Annotated in this window: 13 protein-coding genes and 2 pseudogenes; 6 read left to right on the forward strand and 9 right to left on the reverse strand. The window is 60.2% G+C overall.

The window, feature by feature from the left end:
- Window positions 1-24: 24 nt before the first annotated feature.
- Window positions 25-1,218: a cell division protein FtsZ gene (gene ftsZ, locus ACM6IQ_RS29930; RefSeq protein ID WP_414880540.1), complete on the forward strand. Its 1,194-nt coding sequence runs from the start codon at window positions 25-27 to the stop codon at window positions 1,216-1,218.
- A gap of 112 nt (window positions 1,219-1,330) precedes the next feature.
- Window positions 1,331-2,242 (forward strand): UDP-3-O-acyl-N-acetylglucosamine deacetylase, encoded by a 912-nt coding sequence (gene lpxC, locus ACM6IQ_RS29935; protein WP_017340679.1) that lies wholly within the window; start codon window positions 1,331-1,333, stop codon window positions 2,240-2,242.
- 113 nt (window positions 2,243-2,355) lie between these two features.
- Here the strand turns inward: lpxC and ACM6IQ_RS29940 are convergent, their stop codons facing one another.
- The 6 genes from ACM6IQ_RS29940 to ACM6IQ_RS29965 form a co-directional block, all read right to left on the reverse strand.
- Complete coding sequence (locus ACM6IQ_RS29940; protein WP_414880541.1) at window positions 2,356-3,858, reverse strand: diguanylate cyclase; 1,503 nt, start codon at window positions 3,856-3,858, stop codon at window positions 2,356-2,358.
- Window positions 3,859-4,140: 282 nt separating this feature from the next.
- Entirely contained in the window at window positions 4,141-4,365 is a 225-nt protein-coding gene (locus ACM6IQ_RS29945; RefSeq protein WP_017340677.1) for a hypothetical protein, read from the reverse strand.
- A gap of 275 nt (window positions 4,366-4,640) precedes the next feature.
- Window positions 4,641-6,005, reverse strand: coding sequence for a heavy metal sensor histidine kinase (locus ACM6IQ_RS29950; protein WP_414880542.1), 1,365 nt, complete (start codon window positions 6,003-6,005; stop codon window positions 4,641-4,643).
- Window positions 5,995-6,672 carry a heavy metal response regulator transcription factor gene (locus ACM6IQ_RS29955; RefSeq protein WP_007916978.1) on the reverse strand — a complete coding sequence of 226 codons (678 nt, stop codon included), beginning with the start codon at window positions 6,670-6,672 and terminating at the stop codon, window positions 5,995-5,997. Before ACM6IQ_RS29955 ends, ACM6IQ_RS29950 begins: the two co-directional genes overlap by 11 nt.
- A 9-nt stretch (window positions 6,673-6,681) precedes the next feature.
- On the reverse strand, window positions 6,682-9,789 hold the full coding sequence (locus tag ACM6IQ_RS29960) for a multidrug efflux RND transporter permease subunit (RefSeq protein WP_414880543.1): 3,108 nt from the start codon (window positions 9,787-9,789) through the stop codon (window positions 6,682-6,684).
- Window positions 9,786-10,946, reverse strand: a complete 1,161-nt coding sequence (locus ACM6IQ_RS29965; RefSeq protein WP_414880544.1) for an efflux RND transporter periplasmic adaptor subunit — start codon at window positions 10,944-10,946, stop codon at window positions 9,786-9,788. The genes ACM6IQ_RS29960 and ACM6IQ_RS29965 overlap by 4 nt, the downstream gene beginning before the upstream one ends.
- Before the next feature lie 193 nt (window positions 10,947-11,139).
- Between ACM6IQ_RS29965 and ACM6IQ_RS29970 the strand changes: the two are divergent.
- The 4 genes and pseudogenes from ACM6IQ_RS29970 to ACM6IQ_RS29985 all read left to right on the forward strand — a co-directional run.
- A pseudogene (locus ACM6IQ_RS29970) lies at window positions 11,140-11,616 on the forward strand (transcriptional regulator); the annotation flags it as partial.
- A gap of 320 nt (window positions 11,617-11,936) precedes the next feature.
- Window positions 11,937-12,194, forward strand: a complete 258-nt coding sequence (locus ACM6IQ_RS29975; protein WP_414880545.1) for a hypothetical protein — start codon at window positions 11,937-11,939, stop codon at window positions 12,192-12,194.
- 152 nt (window positions 12,195-12,346) lie between these two features.
- Window positions 12,347-12,628 (forward strand): annotated as a pseudogene (locus tag ACM6IQ_RS29980) (PAS domain-containing protein); the annotation flags it as partial.
- A 255-nt stretch (window positions 12,629-12,883) separates the two neighbouring features.
- Window positions 12,884-13,930 (forward strand): methyl-accepting chemotaxis protein, encoded by a 1,047-nt coding sequence (locus ACM6IQ_RS29985; protein ID WP_414880582.1) that lies wholly within the window; start codon window positions 12,884-12,886, stop codon window positions 13,928-13,930.
- Here the strand turns inward: ACM6IQ_RS29985 and ACM6IQ_RS29990 are convergent.
- From ACM6IQ_RS29990 to ACM6IQ_RS30000, 3 genes are all read right to left on the reverse strand, one after another.
- Window positions 13,927-14,676, reverse strand: coding sequence for a YkgJ family cysteine cluster protein (locus ACM6IQ_RS29990; protein ID WP_017340670.1), 750 nt, complete (start codon window positions 14,674-14,676; stop codon window positions 13,927-13,929). The two genes, ACM6IQ_RS29985 and ACM6IQ_RS29990, sit on opposite strands and share 4 nt — an antisense overlap.
- 83 nt (window positions 14,677-14,759) lie before the next feature.
- The gene (locus ACM6IQ_RS29995; RefSeq protein WP_414880546.1) at window positions 14,760-15,086 is read right to left on the reverse strand and encodes a hypothetical protein; all 327 of its coding nucleotides are present in this window, start codon (window positions 15,084-15,086) and stop codon (window positions 14,760-14,762) included.
- A 52-nt stretch (window positions 15,087-15,138) separates the two neighbouring features.
- Complete coding sequence (locus ACM6IQ_RS30000; RefSeq protein WP_414880583.1) at window positions 15,139-15,597, reverse strand: GNAT family N-acetyltransferase; 459 nt, start codon at window positions 15,595-15,597, stop codon at window positions 15,139-15,141.
- Between the last annotated feature and the right edge of the window lie 15 nt (window positions 15,598-15,612).

Raw genomic sequence — 15,612 nt, forward strand, 5'->3', positions numbered from 1 at the left:
CTAGAGAATCAAAGGAGAGGGAAAATGTTCGAACTCGTAGACAACATCCCCGCAAGCCCGGTCATTAAGGTTATCGGTGTTGGCGGAGGCGGCGGCAACGCTGTCAATCACATGGTCAAGAGCAACATTGAAGGCGTTGAATTCATCTGCGCCAACACTGATGCCCAGGCGCTCAAGAGCATTGGCGCGCGGACCATCCTGCAACTGGGCACCGGCGTGACCAAAGGTCTCGGCGCTGGCGCCAATCCTGAAGTAGGTCGTCAGGCCGCTCTCGAAGACCGTGAGCGCATTGCCGAAGTCCTGCAGGGCACCAACATGGTGTTCATCACCACCGGCATGGGCGGCGGTACCGGTACCGGTGCTGCGCCGATCATTGCTGAAGTGGCCAAGGAAATGGGGATCCTCACCGTTGCGGTGGTGACCCGTCCATTCCCGTTCGAAGGTCGCAAGCGCATGCAGATCGCCGACGAAGGTATTCGTCTGCTGTCCGAAAGCGTCGACTCGTTGATCACCATTCCCAACGAGAAGCTGCTGACCATCCTTGGTAAGGACGCAAGCCTGCTGTCGGCTTTCGCCAAGGCTGACGATGTACTGGCCGGTGCCGTTCGCGGTATCTCCGACATCATCAAGCGTCCGGGTATGATCAACGTCGACTTTGCCGACGTGCGTACCGTGATGAGCGAAATGGGCATGGCGATGATGGGCACTGGCTGCGCCAGCGGTCCGAACCGTGCACGCGAGGCCACCGAAGCGGCCATTCGCAACCCGTTGCTCGAAGACGTGAACCTGCAAGGTGCACGCGGCATCCTGGTGAACATCACCGCCGGTCCTGACCTGTCCCTGGGTGAGTACTCCGACGTGGGTAGCATCATCGAAGCCTTCGCTTCCGAGCACGCCATGGTCAAGGTCGGTACCGTTATCGATCCGGACATGCGCGACGAGTTGCACGTGACTGTGGTTGCCACCGGTCTGGGCGCGAAAATCGAGAAGCCTGTGAAGGTCATCGACAACACCGTTCACACCTCCATGGCGTCTCAGTCGCAACAATCGGCTCCCGCTCGTCAGGAAGCGCCAGCGGTAAACTACCGTGACCTGGACCGTCCGACCGTCATGCGCAACCAGGCTCAGGCCGGTGCTGCGACTGCTGCGAAGATGAATCCGCAAGATGATCTGGACTACCTGGACATCCCGGCTTTCCTGCGTCGTCAGGCCGATTAATGGAATGTATCAGGGCTATGAAGGTGATTGGTGTTCAGCAAAGGTCTGGTCTGCTATTATCGCCAGCCTTTGTTGATACCAGTTCGCAATTTGCGCTGAAGCGGCCCAAGCCATGATTAAACAACGCACACTGAAAAATATTATCCGTGCCACAGGTGTAGGCCTGCACTCCGGGGAGAAGGTATACCTGACCCTCAAGCCCGCACCTATCGACACCGGCATTGTGTTTTGTCGTGCCGATCTCGACCCTGTGGTGCAGATTCCTGCCCGCGCGGAAAACGTTGGTGAAACCACGATGTCGACCACGCTGGTCAGTGGTGACACCAAAGTGGATACGGTGGAGCACTTGCTCTCGGCCATGGCTGGCCTGGGCATCGATAACGCCTACGTCGAGCTCTCCGCGTCCGAAGTCCCGATCATGGATGGCAGCGCTGGACCTTTCGTATTCCTGATTCAATCGGCCGGCCTGGAAGAACAGGACGCACCGAAGAAGTTCATCCGGATCCTGCGGGAAGTGACAGTGGAAGATGGCGACAAGCGCGCCACTTTCGTCCCTTTCGAAGGCTTCAAGGTGAGTTTCGAGATCGATTTCGATCACCCGGTTTTCCGTAACCGCACACAAAGTGCAAGCGTGGATTTTTCCAGCACTTCGTTCGTAAAAGAAGTCAGCCGCGCCCGTACCTTTGGTTTCATGAGTGACATCGAGTACCTGCGCAAGCACAACCTCGCACTCGGCGGCAGCGTTGAAAACGCTATTGTGGTCGACGCGGATGGCGTACTGAACGAAGACGGCCTTCGCTATGAAGACGAATTCGTGAAGCACAAGATCCTCGATGCAATTGGTGACCTCTACCTGCTGGGCAATAGCCTGATTGGTGAGTTCAAGGGCTTCAAGTCCGGACATGCATTGAACAACCAGCTGCTGCGCAAGTTGATTGAGCAGACAGATGCTTGGGAAGTCGTGACTTTCGAAGACGCCAGCACTGCACCGATCTCTTACATGCGTCCGGTTGCGGCGGTGTAAGTAAAAACCTCTCTAGTTTTTAAAGGCTGCCTTCGGGTGGCCTTTTTTTATGTCTGCCGGAAAGTGATGCGGTGTTCGTTCTGGCCCCATCGCGGGCCGCCACACCGACGATCTCACTGCGTAGCCACCACCCGATTCCTCCCGCTTTCCTTCGCCTGATACAGCGCCTTGTCCGCCGCAAACAGCAACTGCTCGAGGCTGGTGTCGGTGGTCGTGGTCCAGGTGCTGATGCCAATACTGACAGTAATCGGCGATTCAATGCCCGCCACAAACGGCAGTTGCTCCACGGCAACGCGGATGTGTTCGGCAATCTGCTGTGCGCCCGCACTGTCCGTTTCCGCCAGGATGACCGAAAACTCTTCCCCTCCGTACCGGGCGACCAGATCCGCCGGTCGCCGTACGTTCTCGGCGATCACTTTGGCCAGAGCGCGTAGCGCATCGTCGCCCGCCTGATGGCCATGTTGATCGTTGAAGGCCTTGAAGTGGTCGGCGTCGATCATCAACACCGACAGCGGTTTACCCGACCGTTGGGCGCGAAACCACTCATGACGCAGTGTCTGATCCAGCGTTCGGCGGTTGGCCACGCCGGTCAGGTCATCAGTGGCGGCCAGCTGTGCCAGTTCCTGCTCGGCGTGGTGGCGCAGTCGCAGCTCCCGGCACAGCAGCCAGGTCAGCCAAAGCAGGCCGATGCACAACACGCCGGTCGCACCGCTGATCACCATCGCCGTGCGCTTCCAGGCGGCGAACACGTCGTTCCCCGAGAGCGCGACGATCACCGTCAATGGCAGGTTGCCGACCCTGGAAAAGGTATACAGGCGTTGCTCACGGTCGACGCTCGACACGCTGTCAAAGCTGCCGTTGCGTTCGCGCAGGATGCGCTGGACATTGGGGCGATTGGCGAAGCTTTTGCCGATCGAGTCATTGACCAGATGAGGCTTCTGCGCCAGCAATATACCGTCGTCGTTGATGATGGACAGCGCGCTGCCGGCGCCGATGTTCAGGCTGTTGAACAACTGATCGAAGTAACCCAGGCGCATCGAAGCGACGGCAACCCCGAGGAACTCACCCGTAGCCGATGAGATGCGGCGGCTGAAGCTGATTCGCCATTCGTCGCTGTCCTCGCAATCGCAGCGGGATTGGAACGGTCGGCTGATGAACATGCCGGTGTCGCGGTTGAAAGCATGTGCGAGGAAATAATCGCGATCGGCAAAGTTGCCGGGCTTGGGCTCGATCAGCGAGGAGTCCGCAATCACCTCGCCCTGCTTGTCCAGCAGCAGAATGTCGCCCTTGAAGCGCGCCGTGGTAGAGCGGTCGAACAGCACCAGATGGCGGATCTGCGCCGAAACCTGTTTCAAGTCGTCGCGCTGCGAAGCGGCAATCAGGCCTTGCAGGGTCAGGTCGTAGAGTTCGACCGTGCGCAGCACGTCGGCGTCGATCAGTTGCGCAATCGTGGTGGCGCTGCGGGTGGCGGCCTGTTGCGCGTTGGCGTGTTCTCGGATCAACAGGAAAGTGACGATGCTGATGATCGCGATAACGGTCAGGGTGCTGCCGAGGATCACCATGAGCTCGGGGCGACCGGTCTTGCCTGAAACGTGTCTGGGGCGGCTCGCGGGCATGGGGAAGATGTCTGCTTGAGGAGCAAAAAAAAGACCAGCAAAACGCGCTGGCCTTTACTTACCCAAGCTTAGAAGACATTGAGCGGGTAGTCGACGATCAGCAGGTATTCATCGGTGTCCTGATGTCGACTGGCTGAACACTGACCCGCATCGTTGCAATGGATGTAATGATCAATGAAGCGACAACAAAAAAAAGCCGCTGACAGCAGCGGCTTTGAAGACAACTGTTCAACGGGAAGAGCCGATGAAAGTGTCGAGGGAAAATAGAGCGATAGTTTGCGTTCAGCTATCTTTCTCGACCTGTGGCTGGGCCTGAGAAGAAGAGGATTGAGGGGTTCGCGCGGCGTCCGGAGCCTTGGCCGTCATTTCGTTCTGATACGCTTCGAACGCCGCAGCGCGTGCTGCATTGTGCGCGACGAAGGTCTGCGACTCTTCAGCGATGGCGAACGGGGAGAGGAACAAAGAGGACAAAACGAACGCGCTGGCAATACCCATGGTGTTGGACATCTTTAAAACCTTCTTGCTTGGCAAGTGCTGTTTGGTGCGGCAAAGATAAGGCGCTTTGGAGAGGGGAAAAAGAGCGGATTCATGAAAGGACTGTTGCGATTAAGGCAACAGTGCCTGCTTGGGCGACGGCTTTTGTGGCGAGGGAGCTTGCTCGCGCTCGGCTGCGCAGCAGTCGCACCCAGGCGCCTCGGTTTGTCAGAAAAACCAAGTGACCGATTGGGGCTGCTTCGCAGCCGAGCGCGAGCAAGCTCGCTCGCCACAGGGAGCAAGGTGATTCAGACCGGCAAATGGATGCCGAAGGTATTCATGCCGTGGTCACTGTGCACAAACACATCGCCACCATGCATCAGCGCAATCGCCTTGACGATTGCCAGCCCCAGACCGTGGTTGTTGCCACTGTTGCTGCGCGACGCATCGACCCGATAAAAGCGCTCGAACAACCGCGGCAAATGCTCGCTGGCAATCGGCGAGCCGGGGTTGGCGACGCCGATGCTGACCTGATGCTCCTCGACCTCGATGCGTACCTGAATCACCTGGCCGGGCTCGGTGTGTTGCACTGCGTTGCTGAGCAAATTGATCAGCGCCCGCCGCAGATGCGCAATCTCGATCCGCACCTGCGCATCGCCACTGACCTGCACCTGGACCTGCGCATCTTCAAGAATGAAATCCAGATACTCCAGCGTCGTCGCCACTTCATCGGCCAGTGAGGTGGACGTCAGTTTGGTCGCCTTGCTGCCCTGATCGGCACTGGCGAGGAACAGCATGTCGTTGATGATCGAGCGCAGCCGCTCCAGCTCTTCGAGGTTCGATTGCAGCACTTCGAAGTAGTGTTCGGCCGAGCGCCCACGCGTCAGCGCCACTTGGGTCTGGCCGATCAGGTTGGTCAGCGGCGAGCGCAATTCGTGGGCGACATCGGCATTGAACGACTCAAGCCGCGAGTAGGCCTGTTCGACCCGCTCCAGCGTGGAGTTGAACGAGTTGACGAACTGATTGAGTTCCGGTGGCAGCGACGACAGGCGCAAGCGCCCGGAACGCAACGGCGGCGCCAGTCGCTGGGCTTCCTGGGACAGCTTGATCAACGGTTTCAGACCGATCCGTGCCACCCAATAACCGAGTGCCGAGGCCAACAGCACACCGACAATCGCGAGGCTGATCAGGGCAACCAGCAGATGATGCTGGGTCTGGAAAAACGTCTCTGTGTCGATGCCGATCATGAAGCGCAATGGCGGTCGTTGATCCTTGGCCGGAAACTGGCTGACCAGCACTTTCAGCGGATAAGGCTGATCCGGCAACTGCAGATCCCGCATGCCCAGCGGCCCATCGGCGAAGTCGCGGATCTGTGGCGTCAGGTTGCCGTATTCGTAGTGCGGATCGCCGCTGATGATCCAGAAACTGATGCGTTTGTCTTCTTCACCCAACAGCTTGAGCTTGTTGTTGATCTTCACCCAATGCTCCGGCGTACCGTAACGGCCGACGGTGGATTCGAGCACGCTGTAACGCGCGTCCAGCTCGGCTTCGGGCAGCAGGCCCAGGCCCTTGTCGACCTGTTGATAAAGCGCCCAGCCGATCAACAGAAACACCAGAAGCGCTACCAGCGTAAACATCCCGCTCAGACGCAGCGCAATCGAATTACTGGACACCACGGCTCTCCAGCACATAACCCATGCCGCGGATCGTGTGCAGCAGTTTTTCGTCGAACGGCCCGTCGAGCTTGGCGCGCAGGCGTTTGATCGCGACTTCGACGACGTTGGCGTCGCTGTCGAAATTGATGTCCCAGACCATTTCCGCAATCGCCGTTTTCGAGAGGATTTCCCCTTGTCGGCGGGCCAGCACGCTGAGCAGCGAGAACTCCTTGGCGGTCAGGTCCAGTCGCGTACCGGCGCGGGTCGCCTTGCGGCTGATCAGATCGATCCACAGGTCGGCGATGCTCACTTGCACCGGTTCATGGCCGCCGCTGCGACGGGTCAGGGCTTGCAGGCGTGCCACCAGTTCAAGGAAGGAAAACGGTTTGCCGAGGTAATCGTCGGCGCCATCGCGCAGGCCTTTGATCCGGTCTTCGACACGCTCGCGGGCGGTGAGCATGATCACCGGGGTTTGCTTGCGCGCACGCAACGCGCGTAGCACGCCGAAGCCGTCGAGGCCCGGCAGCATGACGTCGAGGACGATCACCGCGTAGTCGCTTTCCAGCGCCAGGTGCAGGCCTTCGACGCCGTCCCGCGCCAGGTCCACGGTGTAACCTTGTTCCGTCAGGCCGCGGTGCAGATAGTCCGCGGTTTTTTCCTCGTCTTCGATAATCAGAACGCGCATGACCCCGCCTCAGTCTGTGGTCGCCAACGCCGGCATCGGTGCTGGCGCTGGTTTGGGCCGATGGAATAGCCGCTCAAGCCACAAGTATATGACTGGAGTGGTAAACAGCGTCAGCGCCTGGCTCACCAGCAAGCCGCCGACCACCGCGATCCCCAATGGCTGGCGCAGTTCGGCGCCGGTGCCATAGCCGAGCATCAGCGGCAGCGCGCCGAGCAGGGCGGCGAGGGTGGTCATGATGATTGGCCGGAATCGGGTGATACAGGCCTGGTAGATCGCTTCTTCCGGTGGCAGGCCACCTTTACGCTGGGCTTCGAGGGCGAAGTCGATCATCAGGATGCCGTTTTTCTTCACGATGCCGATCAGCAGCACCAGCCCGATCAGCGCCATGATCGAAAAGTCCTGGCCGCAAATCCACAGCATGATCACCGCCCCGAGCCCCGCCGAGGGCAGCGTCGAGATGATAGTCAGCGGATGCACGAAGCTCTCATAGAGCACGCCAAGAATGATGTACACCGCCACCAGCGCCGCCAGAATCAGCCATGGCTGGCTGGCCAGCGAACTCTGGAACGCCTGGGCCGCGCCCTGGAAGTTGCCGCTCATGGCCGCCGGCATGCCGATTTCAGCCTTGGCCTGATTGAGCATGATCACCGCATCGCCCAACGCCACCCCGGGCGCCAGGTTGAACGACAGGTTGGCGGCCGGGAACATGCCGTCATGGGCGATGGACAACGGACCCACGGTCGGTGCATCGAATTTCGCCAGCGCCGACAGCGGCACCATTTCCCCGCTCAGGGGCGAGCGCAAGTAGAAATAGTTGAGGCTTTCGGCCTTGCCGCGTTGCTGGGTGTCCAGCTCCAGAATCACGTTGTACTGGTTGATCTGGGTCTGGAATTCGTTGATCTGCCGCTGACCGAACGCGTCGTACAGCGCTTCGTCGACATCACTGGCGGTCAGGCCGAAACGCGAGGCGGCGCTGCGGTCGATGCTGATGTGCGTGATGCTGCCGCCCAGTTGCAGGTCGTTGGAAATGTCGCGGAACGCCGGGTTGGTGCGCAGTTTTTCCGTCAGGCGCTGGGTCCAGGTGCTGAGGGTCGCGCCGTCGTTGCTCTTGAGCACGTATTGGTACTGCGCGCGGCTCGGGCCGGAGCTCAGGTTGATGTCCTGGCCAGCGCGCAGATAGAGCACGATGCCGGGCACTTTCATCAGTTGCGGGCGAATCCGGTCGATGAACTGGCTGGCCGAGACGTCGCGGTCACCGCGTTTTTTCAGGGAAATCCAGAAGCGGCCGTTGGCGATGGTCTGGTTGCTGCCCGAAACGCCAACCGAGTGGGAAAACGCCGCGACCGCCGGATCGGCCGCGACGATTTCCGCCATCGCCAGGTGTTTTTTCACCATGTCAGGGTAGGAAATGTCGGCGGCCGCTTCGGTAGTGCCGAGGACAAAACCAGTGTCCTGGACCGGGAAGAAACCTTTCGGAATGAAGATGTAGCCGGCAATGGCCAGACCGAGAGACAACCCGAACACACCGATCATCAATTTCTGATGGGCGAGGGCGCGGCGCAGGCCTTTTTCGTACCACGCCAGCAACCGTTCGCCGAACGTGGGTTTGCTGTGGGCGTGATGCACCGGGGCGCGCATGAACAGCGCCGCGAGCGTCGGCGCCAGGGTCAGCGACACCACCACTGAAATCATGATCGTAGACGTGGCCGTCAGGGCGAATTCCTTGAACAGTCGCCCGACCACGCCGCCCATGAACAGCAACGGAATGAACGCCGCCACCAGCGAAAAACTGATCGAGACCACGGTGAAGCCAATCTCGCCGGCGCCCTTGATCGCCGCTTCGCGCATGCCATCGCCGGCCTCCAGGTGTCGGTGAATGTTTTCCACCACCACAATCGCATCGTCGACCACGAACCCCACGGCCACCACGATCGCTACCAGCGTCAGGTTGTTCAGGCTGAAACCCATGATGTACATCAGGGCGAAACTGGCGACCAGCGAAACACCCAGTACCGCCGACACGATCAGCGTCGCCGACCATTGGCGCAGGAACAGCGCCATCACCGCCACCACCAGCATGATCGCGATCAGCAGGGTGATCTCCACTTCATGCAACGAGGCGCGGATGGTCTGGGTTCGGTCGACCAGCACCTTGACTTGCACCGAGGCCGGCAACATCGCTTCGAGGCCGGGCAGGGCGGCCTGGATGCGGTCCACGGTCTCAACGATGTTGGCGCCCGGCTGCCGGGAAATCACCAGGTTCACCCCGGGCTTGTCGCCGGCCCAGGCTTGCACGTAGGCATTCTCCGAACCATTGACGACAGTGGCAACATCCTTGAGGTGAACCGGGGCACCGTCCTTGTAGGAAACGATGAGCTGGCTGTATTCCTCGGGATGGAACAACTGGTCGTTGGTGGACAGCGTGGAAATGCTCGACTCACCGTACAAAGCACCTTTGGCCAGGTTGAGGCTGGTGTTCTGGATCGCCAGGCGAATGTCCGCCAGGGTCAGGCCGATGGCCGCGAGTTTGTCCGCCGAGGCCTGCACGCGAATCGCCGGACGTTGCTGACCGGTGATGTTGATCTGTCCTACGCCGTCGATCTGACTGATCTGACGGGACAGCAGGGTTTCCACCAGATCGCTGAGTTCGGTGCCGGGCATCAAGGTTGAGTTGATGCTGAGAATCAGCACCGGGCTATCGGCCGGGTTGACCTTGCGCCACGTCGGCAGGTTCGGCATGTCCTTGGGCAGTTTGCCGGCGGCGGTATTGATGGCGGCCTGAACTTCCTGGGCGGCGGTGTCGATGCTTTTATCGAGGGTGAACTGCAGGGTCAGGTTGGTCGAGCCGAGGGCGCTGCTCGAGGTCATCTGGGTCACGCCGGGGATGGCGCTGAATTGCACTTCAAGCGGCGTGGCCACCGACGACGCCATGGTTTCCGGGCTGGCGCCGGGGAGTTGCGCGGCGACCTGGATGGTCGGGAATTCGGCTTCCGGCAGCGGTGCAATCGGCAGGCGTGGGAAGGCGATGACACCCAGCAACACCAGGGCAAACGTCAGCAGGATCGTCGCCACCGGATGATCGATGCACCACGCCGAAACCGAGCCGTGGCCCTTCATGGCCTCGACTCCGACTGGACCACTTGCGGTGGCTCGGTCAGGACCTGCACGGTCGAGCCGGGTTTGAGCCGCGATTGGCCGTCGCTGACCAGCACGTCGCCCGGTTTCACACCTTTGATGATGTCCTGTCCGCTGCCTTGATAGACCATCTGTACCTGGACGGTTTCAACCTTGTCACCCGTGACCCGGTACACGAAGTGTTGATCGAGCCCGCGTTGTACGACGGTGGGCGGCACCACCAGCGCATCCTTATCCAATGCTGTCTGAATCTTTACCGTCACCAGCAGGCCCGGCCAGAGTTTCTGCCCGGGGTTGTTGAATTCGGCCTTGGCGCGGATGGTCCCGGTGTTGGCGCTGATCTGGTTGTCGATCAGGGTCAGGTGACCCTCGCCCAGCAGGTTGCCGGTTTCGCCGTCGGTGTCGGCACCGATGTAGGCCTTCACTTGAGCGTGCTCCGGATCGTTGATCAGGCCTTGCAGAGTCGGCAGCATTTGCTGCGGCAGGGAAAACTCCACGGCGATCGGGTCGATCTGGGTCACCGTGAACAAGCCCTGGGTGTCGGTCATGCGCAGGAAGTTGCCTTCATCCACCGTGCGAATACCGACTCGACCGCTGACCGGGGAGCGAATCTGCGTGTAGGAAAGCTGCACCTGCGCGGCATCAATCGAAGCCTGATTGCCTTGGGCGGTGGCCTTGAGCTGATTGACCAGCGCTTGTTGCTGGTCGTAGGTCTGCTTTGAGACGCCATCGTCGACGCTAAGCAGTTTGTAGCGTTTGAGGTTCACCAGCGCCACTTGCAACTGCGCCTGGCTTTCGCCGAGTTGTGCGCGGGCCTGGTCGAGGCTGGCGCGGATCGAGCGGTCGTCGATGGTGGCCAGCAGGTCCCCCTTCTTCACCAACTGACCTTCCTTGACCAGGATTTTAGTGAGGATGCCGTCGATCTGCGGGCGCACTACCACGCTGTGCAAAGACAACACCGAGCCGATGCCGCTGACGTAGCGAGGGACGTCTTTTTCGGCGACGTTCACCACCCTAACCGGGATCGCCGTGGGCGCAGCGAGTTTGGCTGTCACGGGTTTGGTGGCATACCACACGCCCAACGCTGCCAGGACAATCAGAAGAGCGGCGATCAAGGCGGGTTTTTTCTGAATTCGCATGCGAGTGGGGCGCCGGGGGCTGGGGGGGGAGGAGTCTGGTCAGGGTTATACCTCCCTTTATAAACCTGTTCGCCGGTCAGGAAGGTGACGGCTAACTGACGGCGCTGTCAGTTTGGGGTTTGTGGCTCTTTCGCCTTGATAGGTCCCGAAAAGGGACCTGTCGTTCCCTTTTTGGGACTCTTTGGTCGTCACTGTGAAGAACCTTTCTCTCAGCGAAGCTTTGTTTACGGGCACGCAGCAAAAAGTGCCGGGCTTGTTGTTTGGCAGACCTGACCAACGTTTCTACGCTAACGAAATTGCTCGCTGGGCTCAGGTAGGGAAAGGCAGTCTCATGCGTGAGCTGGATCGGTTACAACGCCCGGGCGTATTGGCCATGACCCGGCAGGGCAACCAAACCCATTATCAAGCCAACCCCGATTGCCCGATTTATGCCGAACTATCGGGTATCACTCGCAAGACTTTCTGCATCGCCGAGCCTCTGCGCCAGGCACTGCAGCCCTTTGCCGAACAGGTCATTTGGGCATTTGTGTACGGTTCCATTGCCAAGGATCAGGCAAACGCATCCAGTGACATTGATCTGATCTGATCTGATCTGATCTTGATCGGCGAGGGGCTGCACTACAGTGACGTGATGGAGCGGCTCATACCTATGGAAGAGCAATCGCCGAGGTGAACAAAGTGCAGGTTCGATTGTTCGCCTTGTGCCATGAACGGCGCAATTTGGCGAAGTCCGAAGGTTACGTGGATGAGGATGAGGATGAAGCGTTGTTGACTCAGTTGTTGGATAGCGCATCGCAATTGTTGAGCTGTGTGATACAGCGGCTTACCGGACTCTGATAGCCGCGCTACCTGCGATGATGTCAGCCCAGCCAGCATAAAACCCGACAGACTCACTCGCGGCATAAAGCCTGCCGTCCCCGACACAGGTATACTGCTGCCTTTCGCGGCTCGCTGACCGGGCCCGATTCTATTGCATCACCCGGAGCTTTCATGACTTCCCCGACACAACCGCCGGTTGCCGACGCCTTGAGCGACGACCAGGCAGACCTGCCAGACAGCGTCGACTCCAGCGCAGACAGCGAAACCAAAGCCGCGATCCCGGCGTTCAAGTTCCCGTTCAAGCCGGGTGAACTGACCGCCGCGAAAGCCGCCAGCCAGCCGTGGTACAAGAACGGCGCCAAGAACGGCCACACCAAGACCCCCGGCGCAGCGCCTCCCGGCACCCGTCGTTCGATGGGCAAGCGCTGAGTTTCCACCCTCCGCCATTGGTCATCCGCCGCGGTTTTCAATCGCGATGATGGCTAAGTGCTCATATCCTGAGCCAGATCAACGTTTGTGGAATCAGTGCGCTTAGAGTCAGCAGCCCTGCCGACTCTTTCCATCCAACGAGCGCGCTTTCCATGAAGATCAACCTCCCGGTGACCGGCCGTAATGTCGACGTTGCGGCTGATGCGAACATCCTCTCGACCACTGATCTGACCAGCGCGATTACCTACGCCAACGACGACTTCATCAGGATCAGCGGCTACAGCCGTGAGGAGTTGCAGGGCTCGACGCACAACCTGCTGCGTCACCCGGACATGCCGGCGGCGGCTTTCGCGCATATGTGGCAGACCCTCAAAAGTGGCCGTTCGTGGATGGGGCTGGTGAAGAATCGCTGCAAGAATGGCGATCACTATTGGGTGAGCGCCTACGCCACGCCGGTGACGCAGAACGGTCAGGCCGTGGAGTATCAGTCGGTCCGGACCCGGCCCTCGGTGCGGCAGATCGAAGCAGCGGAAAAAGCCTACGCAAACCTTCGCGACGGTCGGGTGCCGCTGTTGCAACGCCTGCCTGTGTTCGCACCGGGACTCAAAGTGGTGGCATTGTTCAGTGTGACGCTGGCCTGTGTAGTGGGCATCGAGGTGTGGCTTAACCCGTCATCAGCCGTGTTCGGGATGCTGGCGTTTGTCGTGGGCAGCGGGTTGGCGGCGGTTGGAACCGGACGGATGTTGCGCCCGCTGACAGCGCTTGCCGAGCGCGCCCGACAGATTGCCGACAACCCGTTGAGCCAGGGCATTTACACCGGCCGCCGGGATCAGTTCGGCCAGATCGAGTTTGCCTTCCAAATGCTCGAAGCGCAGATCGGCGCGGTGGTGGGGCGCATCGGTGATGCGTCGCAGCGACTGGCCGGGCATGCGGCGGAACTGGTCGATCACTTGCAAAGCAGTCACAGCAGCACGCTGGATCAACAGGCTGAAACCGATCAGGTGGCGGCGGCGATTCATCAGATGTCCGCCAGCGTGGCTCAGGTTGCCAGCCATGCGCAGCAAGCCTCGCAAGCGGCCGATCTGGCCGGCAGCGAAACCCGCGAAGGTCATCAACTGGTGAGTGAGAGTCGCCACGCCGTCTTGCGTCTGGCCGAGGAACTGGCGCACGCAACCGATGTGATTCATCAGCTGGAAGGACACAGCAGCGAAATCACCGGAGTGCTGGAGGTGATCCGCAGCATCGCCGAGCAAACCAATCTGCTGGCCCTCAACGCGGCCATCGAGGCCGCACGAGCCGGGGATGCCGGGCGCGGTTTTGCGGTGGTGGCCGACGAAGTGCGGGGCCTGGCCCAGCGCACCCAGCAATCGACCAACGAGATTCAGCGCATGATCAGCACCCTGCAAAACGGCACGCGGGATGCAGTGGTGGTGATGCAGCAAAGCAGTGAACAGGTGGAAAGCAGCGTCGAACAGGCCCGGCGCGCCGCCGACGCACTGGACGCGATCAGTCGGCGGGTCAATCAGATCACCGAAATGAGTCTGCAAATCGCCTCGGCGGTGGAAGAGCAGAGCACGGTCAGTGAAGACATCAACCGCAACATCAGCCGCATTCGCTCCGCCTGTGAAGTCACGGTGAGCGAGGGCCGGCAAAGCCAGGCCAACTCCGAAGACGTGGCGGGGCTGGCAGGGGATTTGCGGCAGTTGGCGCAGGAGTTCTGGCGAGAACGCCGTTAAGCCGCGCGCAACGAAATGAACGCGTAGTTGCGCGGTGTTTCGGTGGTCACTTCTGCGCCGGCCGCCAACACTTGCCCGGCGATGTCGTCGCCGGACACGTGGAACTGCCAGTCACTGCTCGCGTCCGTCAGCGGTTGTTGCGCGACTTGGTCGATAACCGTGGCGAATGCGCTCATGTCCGGCAGGTACGCGGTGAATCCATCGCCCTTGAGCGCTGTAGTCCGAATTCCCAGCAACGCGCAAATCGCATCCTTGGTGCGGATGTCATCGCGATCCGCCTGACGCGAGCGCTGGATAAGTCCTGCGAGTTCCTGATCGACGAGTTCCCCGCCGACGATCAGATCCGGTCCTTGCTCCCACGATTCGGGCGGGCATTCCTTGATCGACGTGTTGAGGGGAATGTGCGGATTGATTTCCATCGGATAGATACGGCACACCAGCGGCCGGCGTTCGTAGATGCGGCAGAGGTTGTCTTCGTCAAGATTCCGGCAGGGACCAATGTTGTAAGCCGCAAAGGTGATGGCCACGAACGCTTCGGACGCGCCGCTTTGCACCACCGCCGAACGGCGTTCGGCATGTTCGCGTTGCTGCGCCGGCAGGCCCAGGCCATTGCCCAGGAAACCTTCCACCAGCACGATCACCTGACCGCCGTCGGCCGCCCACATCCGGGCTTCTGTCAGGGTCAGGGGAACGTGGTGGTCATTGCAGCACTTGCCACAACCTACGCAGGAAAACGTCGTATTCATCGAAGGATCAGTCGCCTGTCTGGGCCCGAAACGGCGACAGAATGCCACCGCGAAGGTCTGCTTCGAAGCAAGTTATGCGCCATTCACTTGGATTTGGCCGGCAGGCGGATGGAGTCCCATTCGGTCACGTAGGCGGTTTTGCTTTTCTTGTTGTAGAGGCACAGCTCGGTGCCTTGCTGGCCTTTCATGTGTTTTTGCGGGTAGCGGCCTTGCAGGAGCATGGCGGTGTAGTCGACACGGTCATCGAACTGTGCGGCTTTGCCGACGGGGAAGGCGTCTGTCAGGCCGCTGGCCTTGATGCAACTGGCGAGCATCGCTTTGTCGAAGGCGGCCCAGGCTTCAGGGGTGGAAGCATGTGCTTGAGCGGCGAGGGCGGAGAGACAGAGAAAGGCGAGGGTGGTGGCTTTCATTGATCAGGCATCCTTGGGCGTGTGTGGGCAGAGTATGCCTGATGGCGATGTGTCAGGCTGGAACCGGCTCCCGGCGGACCACATACATCCCGCAACTTTCATACAACCGCTGAGCCCGAACGTTGTCTTCCAGCACCTTCAAATCCACAAACCCTTCATGACGCTGCTGAAACACGTTGAAAGCATTCAACAGCAATGCCCGACCCAGCCCCCGGCCCTGCGCGCGTGGATGCACCACCAGATTCTTGATGTAGGCGCTGGTCCAGCACTGGCACACGCCAACGATACCGTCGGCATCCAGGGCGATGAAACACAGTGAAGGATCGTACTCGGGATCGGTCTCGAATCGCTGTTGCCAGGTATCCAGCGCCGGCACGCGACCGCCCCCTTCCAGGTAGCCCAGTTCCATCAGGCGATGAACGGCTTCAGCCAGTTCGGGGCGGTAATTGTGCAGGACGATTCCCGGAGGCCAGGTGATGGCGGGCACCACCTCCACCAGGTTGCGCCGCATCAGAAAACAAAAGGC

It is taken from the genome of Pseudomonas sp. IT-P100 (assembly GCF_949767185.1).
GTDB lineage: Bacteria > Pseudomonadota > Gammaproteobacteria > Pseudomonadales > Pseudomonadaceae > Aquipseudomonas > Aquipseudomonas fluorescens_B.

Bases quoted from the DNA above. Each gene is read 5' to 3' on its own strand.
- ftsZ (WP_414880540.1), top strand. From the start codon at position 25: ATGTTCGAACTCGTAGACAACATCCCCGCAAGCCCGGTCATTAAGGTT.
- lpxC (WP_017340679.1), top strand. From the start codon at position 1,331: ATGATTAAACAACGCACACTGAAAAATATTATCCGTGCCACAGGTGTA.
- ACM6IQ_RS29940 (WP_414880541.1), bottom strand. From the start codon at position 3,858: ATGCCCGCGAGCCGCCCCAGACACGTTTCAGGCAAGACCGGTCGCCCC.
- ACM6IQ_RS29945 (WP_017340677.1), bottom strand. From the start codon at position 4,365: ATGTCCAACACCATGGGTATTGCCAGCGCGTTCGTTTTGTCCTCTTTG.
- ACM6IQ_RS29955 (WP_007916978.1), bottom strand. From the start codon at position 6,672: ATGCGCGTTCTGATTATCGAAGACGAGGAAAAAACCGCGGACTATCTG.
- ACM6IQ_RS29960 (WP_414880543.1), bottom strand. From the start codon at position 9,789: ATGAAGGGCCACGGCTCGGTTTCGGCGTGGTGCATCGATCATCCGGTG.
- ACM6IQ_RS29965 (WP_414880544.1), bottom strand. From the start codon at position 10,946: ATGCGAATTCAGAAAAAACCCGCCTTGATCGCCGCTCTTCTGATTGTC.
- ACM6IQ_RS29975 (WP_414880545.1), top strand. From the start codon at position 11,937: ATGACTTCCCCGACACAACCGCCGGTTGCCGACGCCTTGAGCGACGAC.
- ACM6IQ_RS29985 (WP_414880582.1), top strand. From the start codon at position 12,884: ATGCTGGCGTTTGTCGTGGGCAGCGGGTTGGCGGCGGTTGGAACCGGA.
- ACM6IQ_RS29990 (WP_017340670.1), bottom strand. From the start codon at position 14,676: ATGAATACGACGTTTTCCTGCGTAGGTTGTGGCAAGTGCTGCAATGAC.
- ACM6IQ_RS29995 (WP_414880546.1), bottom strand. From the start codon at position 15,086: ATGAAAGCCACCACCCTCGCCTTTCTCTGTCTCTCCGCCCTCGCCGCT.
- ACM6IQ_RS30000 (WP_414880583.1), bottom strand. From the start codon at position 15,597: ATGCGGCGCAACCTGGTGGAGGTGGTGCCCGCCATCACCTGGCCTCCG.